The sequence below is a fragment of the Paludifilum halophilum genome, from assembly GCF_002245355.1.
Taxonomy (GTDB): domain Bacteria; phylum Bacillota; class Bacilli; order Thermoactinomycetales; family DSM-45169; genus Paludifilum; species Paludifilum halophilum.
Map to the genome: position 1 here is coordinate 1 of NZ_NOWF01000192.1, position 387 is coordinate 387.

At 33.6% G+C, this 387-nt stretch carries 1 pseudogene; it reads right to left on the reverse strand.

The annotated features are described in order from the left end of the window. A pseudogene (locus CHM34_RS18805) lies at positions 1 to 387 on the reverse strand (YfcC family protein); the annotation flags it as partial.

The following is a 387-nucleotide window of genomic DNA, read 5'->3' on the forward strand; positions in this document are numbered from 1 at the left end:
GTATACGAAAAAGCATAAACACAGTGCCACAAATCCAATTATGAGTTTATGTATAGTTGTAAATGGTGTATTTAAACGATTTGTGTCTCCAGTTTCTTGGTATGTACCAATTAAACTGAGTTCAGAGTGATACATGATTTTTTTTGCATATCGCCATGTGTACCCAATCGTTATCGACAACATGAGAAGAAAAATAATGATTCTAAACAGTGCACCTGAAAAAATTGGAAGACCTGCAATATCTTGTGCGATACCAACTGTATAAGGATTTAAAAAACCAACGCTAAAACCAACAAAATTAGCACCAAAAGTAATAGCTGTAGCAACAATTGGATCGAGTTTTAGTGCTCTTGCTATAATAACACCTACCATAATAAAAGCTATAAC